The 9,400-nt window shown below is 60.1% G+C and carries 2 protein-coding genes and 1 pseudogene; 1 reads left to right on the top strand and 2 read right to left on the bottom strand.

Annotated features, from left to right (window positions below):
* Positions 1 to 1,360, top strand: a 1,360-nt coding sequence (locus IQ254_RS34005; protein WP_193969258.1) for a family 10 glycosylhydrolase, incomplete at its 5' end; no start/stop codon positions are given.
* Positions 1,361 to 1,412: 52 nt separating this feature from the next.
* Here the strand turns inward: IQ254_RS34005 and IQ254_RS34000 are convergent.
* Both IQ254_RS34000 and IQ254_RS33995 read right to left on the bottom strand, forming a co-directional pair.
* A complete protein-coding gene (locus IQ254_RS34000) occupies positions 1,413 to 5,651 on the bottom strand; it encodes a hypothetical protein (protein ID WP_193969257.1) in 4,239 nt (1,412 codons plus the stop codon).
* A gap of 60 nt (positions 5,652 to 5,711) precedes the next feature.
* A pseudogene (locus IQ254_RS33995) lies at positions 5,712 to 9,400 on the bottom strand (hypothetical protein); the annotation flags it as partial.

Below are 9,400 nucleotides of genomic sequence, written 5' to 3'. Positions count from 1 at the left end.
GCGTCGCTGGATTGACCCCGCCTGGGTGGCCCAGGCCCAGACCCCGGCTGTGGCCAGCCCCGATCGCGAAATGCGCGGTGTCTGGCTGACCAACGTCGATAGCCAGGTGCTATTTTCCACCGAGGCGCTGGAGTCAGCCATCAATCGCCTGGCCGACCTCAATTTCAACACCCTCTACCCCGTCGTGTGGAACTACGGCCACACCCTCTACCCCAGCGCTACCGCCAAGCGTGAGCTGGGAGTCAGCCAGCACCTCTACGGCGACCTGCGCGCTCCCGGCCCCGCCAGTGAGAGCGACCGCGACATGTTGCAAGAGGCGATCGACTTCGGCCATGGCCGGGGCATGGCGGTGGTGCCCTGGTTTGAGTTTGGCTTTATGGCCCCCGCCAACTACGAGCTGTACCGCCGCCACCCCGACTGGTTTACCCAAAAGCAGGCCGCTCCCTTGGCTCCGGGTAGATCTCTAAGGCCAGGAGATAGGCCGCGACTTGCGAGTCAGCCCGATGGCAAAAGTACAGCCAAACCAACCTCTGCCCTGGAGACTCCCAAGGCCAGCGACCTAGCCCGCGAAAAGCACCGGGCCGATCAGTGGATCGCCCAGGACGATTTTCTCCCCGACCCCGACTGGGTGAACGACCCCGCTATCTGGATGGAGGGCAACGTGATTCCGCGCCGCTGGATGAACCCCTTTCACCCCCAGGTGCAGAAGTTTCAGCTAGAGCTGATCAATGACCTGGTTAGTAACTACGAGGTCGATGGCTTTCAGTTTGACGACCACCTGGGTCTACCGGTGGACTTTGGCTACGACCCGTTTACCATCAACCTCTACCGGGTCGAGCACGGCGGTCGTGCCCCGTCCAGCAACCCCCAAGATGCCGAGTGGGTAGCCTGGCGGGCGAACAAAATCTCTGATTTTCTGGCCCAGGTCTATGCTCTGGTCAAGGCCCGCCGCCCCGATGCCGTGGTGTCGATTTCGCCCAACCCCCACCCCTTTGCCTACGTCAACTACCTGCAAGACTGGCCCGAGTGGGTCAGCCGCGACATTGTCGATGAGCTGGTGATTCAGGTCTACCGCAGTGACCAAAACCGCTTTATGTGGGAGATGAACAAGCCCGAGATGCAAGCGGCGCGGCGCAAAATTCCGGTCAGCATCGGCATTCTCAGCGGTCTGCGGGCGCGTCCGGTGAAGATGGATTTTATTACCGACCAGATGGCGGCGGTGCGCGATCGCGCCTACGCGGGCATGTCGTTCTTCTTCTACGAGTCGCTGTGGATCTCGCCGCCGCCCGAGACGGCGACCCAGCGAGTTGACCAACTTCAGCAGGCCTTTGCGACTCAGGTTATGCGACCGCGCCGATGAGATGATCCCGGTGAAATGGAACTGGTGACATGGTGTCAGTGAGTGGCGATCGCTAGCAGGTCGGGCAGCAAATCGCGGGGACTTCGGTGAGTTTTGACGTTCTCAGCAACCGATGGTGACCCAGCTGATCGCTGACCGGACTGGGAATGCGGGGGTCTACCGGGTCGGGAACCGCACGATTCAGCTGTTGAACTAGTTTGGCAAAGTCCTGGCGGCGATTTTCAGCAATCAGCGGCTGGGTGGCCTGGGCTACCCTGGGTCGGGCCAGATCAGAAACATGCTCAGCCAGGCTGGTGATCTGGGGCAGGGTTTCGACCACCAGCACGCTCAGAGGCGAATCATGGGGTAGCCCCAGGCTGGTGAGCAGCTGGGCGACTTCGTGATTGCTCCAGGCCACGGTGCCAAATTTCTTGCCGCCTTGACTACCGGTGCTGGGATTCACTAGCTTGAGGGAATGGATCAGATTGGCAGGCTGCACCTCGTACTGGAAGTTTCTAAAGGTAATCGCTCGCAACATCTGAAGCTGCTCCGCCGTGTAGCGATCTAGCAGGTTACCCGAGGGGCGACGCTCGATCTGCACCCGCCAGTCCAGGGGCCGATCGTCTAGCAGAATGTTGCGATAGTCTCGATTGTCGGCCTGCTTGACCTGGGCATAGAGCAGGGCCCACAGCTGGGTGCGGGGGGGGTTGGCGGTCACATTCTTGCCGCCGTGTACGGCTACAGCGTAGGGCGCTGTCACCCAGAGGGTATCGTTGTCGCGGTTGGGCATGCAGGTCAGGGTAGGGGCCGGGTGCTGCAGGCCCGTCACCCTCAAGCGGCGGCCAAACCGGCCCTGGGCGGTCGACCACACCATGGCCGTGGTGGTCGAATGGCGAAAGTGCCCAACCCGAAACTCGTAGGTGAAGCAGCCAAACATTTCATCGGCGTTGGCGTGAAGCCCCGGCGGCAGGGGCAGCAGGTAGTGGCGATCGCTGGTGGTGCTTTTTTCCATCGGCTGCATGGCATTTAGACCCGCCAGGTCGTTGGTGGCCCCGGGGGTGACAATACGAATCAGCTCTGGATCGATGGGCAGGGCAGGCTCTGACGGGGCCGCCAGCAGATCGGGGGCATTGTTGCTGAGCAGCTGATCGGGGGCATTGGCCAAGACTCGGGCAAAGTAGACATCGTTGGGGTCAGCGACCGGTTCGGCAAACTCAACCCAGAGAAATCGGCGGCGGTCTTCTGACGCCGAATAGGTCTCGTTGCGCACGTAGGGCGATAGGGCAATACCCGCCGATACCAGCCGAGGCACCTGGGTAGGCGGCGTTGTGATCGGCAGGGTTAACGCCAGCGCGATCGCATCCTGGGGCTGGCCATGGCCAGGCTTGAGGCGCACCTCGATCGAGTAGCTCACCTCAATGGTGTCGGGAAAACCGGGATCGCCCCCGCCCTCAGGCTGAGCCTTTTTGGGCTCTACCGCATCGATAAACACCAGGCGGGAGGCATGGCGTTGGGGCTGGTCTAGCGCCTCAAAGGAAGCCGTTCGCAGCATTTCCAGGTCGCCGATCACCACGTCCGTGGTGGTGGCGACCTCGTCGTGGGTGTACCTGAGGGTGCGCCGCAGAATCATGCTGCGATGCTCGAGCCCGTCCCACATCCAGTCGCGATCGAGGGTCAGGCTGGCGCAACAGAGCCAGTGGTTGATCAAATCGCCCTTGGCCGCAAAGGTGAGGGCAGCATGGTCGGGGGCCAGGGTGTGGGGAATGCGGCTAGAGCAGCCAAACACCACCCGCTCCCCCTTGGGCGCAGTCAGGGTGAGCTGGCTGCTGACCAGGCTGAGGCGGTCGGCCAGCTGCTGCACGTTGTCGCGCTGGCGGGGAGTGCGATCGCCCAGCAAAAACGTGGTCGGTCTCCCGTCGAAGAAGGTGACCAGATCAGACTGCATAAAGATGCCCTGGAGTTCGGGCACTCCGGGCGTTTGCACGAGCAAATTGGCCTCATCGGCGGAGGGCTGGTAGGCCATCACCTGAATCGGCTCGCCAAAGCGATTGTCCAGGGACTTATCACGGGTGTGGAGAAAGCCGTAGTAGGCGGCATTGTCGTCTTTTTCTTCACAGACGGCCCGTAGGGTAAGGCGCACGGTGCGCGCCGTGGGCAGTACCAGCTCTGTCAGGGTGTCAATGTCGCCGGACAAATTGAAGTCATTCACCAGATCCACGGCCTCACCCGTGTGCAGTACCGCCACATCGCGATAGCTCAGGGGTATAGCCAACGAGGCTTCGTAGTCGTCATCGGTGGTGATGGGCGGGAAGGCACGGGTTGTGGTGTACAGGTGCACGTAGTCGTCCTGACCGGATAGACTGGCTAGCTTGTCGAGTTTGAGCGTGGCAATTTCAACCGTAATTTCAATCCGATCGACATCTGGATCGGCAATGCCCAGCCCAACGCGATGTTCGGCATTGGCACTGAGATCGAGCGCATCGACGGCAATGCCGAGATTCGATTGATCGATCAGCCGCTGAACGGGGTCGGTATATTTGTCGGTGTACACCACTTCCGGATACCCCAGTTTAGGGCGCTGGAGGGTCAGCGTCGCAATGGCGGTGGGTTGATCGCTATTGACAATCGCGTTGTCGTCGTTGCCGGTGGGCTGAAGTTCTAACAGGCGGGGCTGGTGGGGCGAAATAAATCGCTTAAACCGACACTGGGTAATATCTGAGCCGGTGGCGTTGATGGGGCTGGCGCTCAGGGCCGGCGCACCACCGCTGAGATCGCGCAGTCTGACCCTAAACTCGTAGCTGCTGCCGTACCGCAGCTGGGTGGTGCGGTCAGCGGGGCGGTAGATTTGGTTGAGCTGGTTGGCCGCTGGCCCGGTTACCCCGGTACCCGTATTGTTGATGGGATCTTCTAGATCGGCAACCACATCGATATTGGTCGTCTGGTAAATGCGGGCGGCATCGGGATCGGGCAGCACCATGCTGTGGCCCACCCAGTTGGCAAAATACATCGGCAACCAGTAGTTGGCCGTTCTGCGGCCATCCACCTGCAGCGGATAGACCTGGTAGGGTAATTCGCCCACAAAATCTCCCAGGGCGATCGCATCGGCCAGATTAGCCGGATTGCGGGCCAGGGTCAGGGGTTGGCGACTCTGCACCGCATTGAGAGCCTCCCAGGGATTTTCGGGCTCAGCGGTGGCGCGCACGTCGATGCTGTAGCCAAACACCCCCAGGGGCGCATCCAGACGATCGCTCAGGGTACCCGCCGGGTCGCTCAGCAGTTGCCGAATGTACCAGATCAGAATTTGTTCATCGTCCCACCCCAGGCGAATGCCAATGTCTTTGGTGGGGTGGGCACCATCGTTGTCTTCTAGCAGCAGATCTCGGTTCGGTGGCTGTTGACAGTGCACGATTTTGGCAAAGCCATCGTCGTACTCAGCAGCTTCGATAAACAGGCGATCGTAATTGCCGCTAGGGGCCGGGTCGGGGTCGGTAGCCACCGCCTTAAACAGCACGGGAAACAGCAGCGGCGCAAATACCTGACGCGGCTGCCCAGCCACCAGGGCGGGAATGCGGGCTGCATAGCGTTGGATAAAGGTGGCATCGCTATCGAGCTGGGGACGGTAGTCGCTATCGGCGGCCAGATCCACATATAACCAGCCCCCGTCTAGCAACAGGCTGGCCTCGATCGCAACTTGGGTCTGGTAAATCATGCCCGCCCGTTGAGCCAGCTGGGGCTGCCGCATCAGGTAGGCAAATACCTGACCCCAGCTCACCGCATTGGGGCTGCGCTCAAAGCCGGGCACGGGCTGCCCGCCTCGAATGGCGCAGTGGTAGCTCTCATCGGTCAGGGCGTTGGGATGGCGAGGCGACGTAAAGTTAAACGCCTGGCGATAGCTGCGCGGCAGATACTTTCGCACCGTGTCGGCCTCCGGTCGAGCGGCCTCGGGGCGGTAGCTGGCGGCCAGATTATCCAGGTCTACATTGCGATTGGTGGTGGCCCGGTTCACAATGTCGAGGTGATTGGCCAAAGCCTCAAAGATCTGCCGGGGGCTGTCGGGGGCGATCGTCGGCAGGGGTAGCCCTACCACTGGCGGTAGGCTGTGGGGAAACACCCCCAGGCCATCAAACAGGTTGGCGGTAAACGACAGTCGGGCATCGGCAAAGGCGATCGCATCGGCAATGGGAGCGGCTTGCTCAATTGCCCCCGCCAGCGGATTTTGGTCGCGGGGCAGCACCACAATATTGAGCGTTAGGACCTCTCCATCAAAAAATTGCGGCAGGGTCAGAATCGAAAACCGTTGATTAGGGTTCATAACAGAAGGCTCTCAAGCAACTTAGATTGACGGTGCTCAAAACAAGGGCAGGGCTCAGGCCTAACCCGCAATTTGTCGCTCCTCTTGCCAATGGATCACAAAGCTGATGTTGATGACCAAAAAGATACTGATATCGAGGCCAAAGCTGACCTGACAGGCCAAATCGGTACGCGAGCCGCCAGGGAGAGATTTCTTAGACACCTTGCCCATGGCCTCGATGGTGATGGTGATGGCGATCAGGCCAGCCAATATTTCGGCATGGCCCTGAAACAGCATGAACGCGGTGACTTCCACAATGCCGCTGGCGACATAGAGCTCAATGCCCACCACAAACAGCATGCTGACGTTGCCAACAACCGGCAAACCCACCACAATTTGTGCCCCAAAGCCAAACTTCATCCGCAGCGAAGGGCCTATTTTGGTATCTGCCGCAATGTCGAGGTTGACCTGGCCGATGGCATACACCGTGGCCGCTGACAGAGACACACACATCACCGACAGGCGACCATAGAACCCCAGCCGACCACCGGCACTGGGCAGCAGCTCGTTGGCGTCGGTGGTTACCTTGAGAGCCGCATTGAAGTAGGCTCCGAGGGTGAGTCCGGCCTCTAGCTTGAAGGGTGTATTGGGGTCGTTGTATACCGCGTCGGGGACGGGGAAGCGCAGTACCGGAATTTCCTTAGAGGCCTCAAATTTATATTCCCAACTGCCCGCTTTGTTACTCATCGCCAGCTTGAGGCCATTGCCAACCGCCCCGGCATAGTCGCCACCCTGGAGCTGCTGCAAGATTTCGAGAATATCGATCACGGGCTGAAGCTCGGGCGAGAACTCAATTTCGGGCTGGGGATAGGTGGCTTCGGCACCTTTCTTGGAGTCCCAACTGCCGCGAATAGTCATCAGGCGATCGATCCCCGCCAGATCCACCACCAGGCCGATATTTCCCATCCGGCTCTTCCAGGTATCGGCCACCTCCGTCGCCAGGGAGTTGATGCTGAAGTCTAGATCGCCAGGCACGTCGGTGTTGCCAGCCCCTTTGCCCTTGTATTCGATGTAGATGCGGAAATTGCCGTCGCCCACATCGATCAGCTCAAACTCGGTGTTGGGCAGATCAAAGGTAGCGGCCTGCTTTAAAAGGTTGTAGCCCTGCGCTTGAGCGTTGTCGATCGCACCGGTCACATCCATCAGTTCCCACACGGCCTGGCCCGCATCCTGCAGACCGCCCTGGAGAAATTCGGTGCCGTTGCTGATCAGGGAAATGGCCTCTCCCAGGTCGGTGGTGCCATTGCCGATGTTGGGAAAAATGCCCTTGGTATTGACAATGCGAAAGGCATCGGCAAACAGTGGCGGTGTTTTGCTGAAAAGTTTAGGCTGCCCCAGCTCAAAGGCGGGGGTGAGAAACAACGCCTTTTGAGTATCGGTGCTCTGCAAAAAGCCGTAGTTAACAGTGTCCTCAACCGGGTTCCGCAGCAGCTCGGTGGGTTCAGCAATGCGCAGCAGCGCGTTGGCAATGGGGGTATCGAGGGTCGGGCCGTCGGCATTGAACCCTCGTCGGCCAGCCCTGACCACGGGCACGCTTAAACTAGCGGGCACCGGGCTGACATCGCCGCGATCGCGATCGTGCTTGACCATTGACCAGGCACCATCTTTGGGCAAGAGCACGCTGCCGCGCCCCGCCAGGGCAAAGATCAAGGCTGTGCCGTTGGCCCCGAAGGAGTTGTTGAAATCAAACCGATTCAGCCGCATTTTTTGGCCACTACTGGCCAGGTCAATTTCGCAGTCAATGGGGCCGCCAATGCTACCCAACTGCACCAGCACCAGATTCCTCAAGGTTTCTGGGGTAATGGGCAACCCTCTGGGGGCCACCTGCACATAGCCGATAACTTTCTTGGCCGGCACGACGGGGCGATCGCGTCCCTGGATGAGTTTGGTCTGGAACCCAGCGGTGACGGCTTCGATTTCCACGTCGGCATCGAAATACACCGGCTGGAGTTTGAACTCGATCTGATTACTGGGATTATTGCTCAGCAGGCCGTTCTCATCGACGATTTCTGCGGCGGCCATCACCCCCTCGGCGATCGCAATCTCGTCGGTCTCCAGAATGTTCTGAACATTGAACAATCCCTTGACAATGCCGGGGTGAATATCAAACGGAGAGGGCCGGTTTTGCTTGGTGTCGGGGGTGAGATTGACGGTGTAGCGAAAGTCAAATTCGCCGCTGCTTTCGGCCTGCCAGCCCGAGTCAAACCGATAGACGTAGCCGCTGCCGGTTCTAAACAGGGTGATGGTACGCACCACCTGAATGCCCCAGGGGTAGATCAGGCTCTTGACCTGAATCACCTCGTGGGCGCAGCGCCCCACCATCACCTCAAACTTGGCCTGGCTGGTCTCGGCGGTAGCGGCATCGGGGTTGAGCCAGTTGCTAAAGGTACTGGCTCCGTAGCCACTCAGATCGATCCGCGTCAGCGGTACCCCCCGCTGACGAATTAAATTAAACGGCTGGAGCAAAAATTCATTGTTGAAAATTTCGGTGACGGTGCGCCCCAGGGTGCTGGCCCCGGTGCTAGCCCCGGTAAAGTCTAAGACGTTGTTCAGCTGCACTGTGCTACCCACAAACATGTCGCTTTGCCCCTCGATCAGGGCCGCGCCCGCGTTTAGCTGGAGCTGGAGACCGCCCTTTAAATCCTGGGCAAAGGCTTCGGAGTTGCGCCGTACCTGGGTACCCCGACGGCTGGCGATCGCCCCCGTAGCATCGGTCAAGGTGTAGCGATTTTGCAGCACCGCCAGCGCTTTGAGGCCAAAGGGCAGAGTCAACAGCGCCAGGGCCAGAAAATTGGCGGTGTCGTCTTCAAAATTGCGCAGCAGGTAATCGGTCAGGGGCAACGGGGCCAGGGCCACGGTATCGCCGCCCGTATTGAATATCTGCATCGGCCCGCCGCTGTTGGGGTAGTAGTTATGAAACCCCGGGGGATCGCCCGTCACCGCCGGAGGTGTCAGGTTTAAGACTGGTTCCCAGGAAATCTGCGGCACCGTGAATACCCTGACGTTTTGCCCGGGGCTGACCACGGCCATGTTCTCCACCTGAATCGGTCTGGTGAAGGCATTGTCGGCCACGGGAACGTGCGTGGTGACCACCTGGCCGCGGCTGGCAAACACATTGAAACTGATGCCGTAGAGATCGGCATTGGTGCTGACATCCAGCAGGGCAAAGAGATGCTGCTGCAATCGACCCGTCACCTCATTCCACTGACCTTCGTAATCGGGCAGGGGCTCGCGTTGCCGATCAGCCGCCGCCGTGGGGATGGCCCCGGCAGCCTGAGAGAACCTCTGGGGCGAATTCTGGGGCGAATTCTGGGGCGAACTCTGGGACACTGAGAGATTGTGGGCGGCGATCGCACCGCTGATCGGGCTATTGAGATCCAATGCCAGGGGGGCAATATCCCGGTCAGGGCGGCTCAGGGAATCCGCAGGGGACTCTGGGGCAATATCGGGGGCGGGCTCAACGGCATCGGCATCCCCAAAGGAAATGCCGCCAAACTGATTGTTGAGAGGGGCAAAGTGAAACGAAACCGCCACCGGGTTCAAGCCCTCTGCCGCCGGAGCCTGCCACCGCACCCGACACACCAACCAGGCGGTAATCGCAGCGGTCTGGAGCCCCCCAAACCTGGAGGCATTGGGGGTGTCAGCAGACCCCTGACCCCGAATTTGGGCCTGGAGACGGCCCAGGTTGGCGGCGTAGGGGTCGGGTAGGG

Source organism: Nodosilinea sp. LEGE 07088 (assembly GCF_015207395.1).
Taxonomy (GTDB): domain Bacteria; phylum Cyanobacteriota; class Cyanobacteriia; order Phormidesmidales; family Phormidesmidaceae; genus Nodosilinea.
The sequence above is the reverse complement of the archived record's forward strand: the minus strand, read 5'-3'. Positions and strand labels throughout refer to the sequence as shown.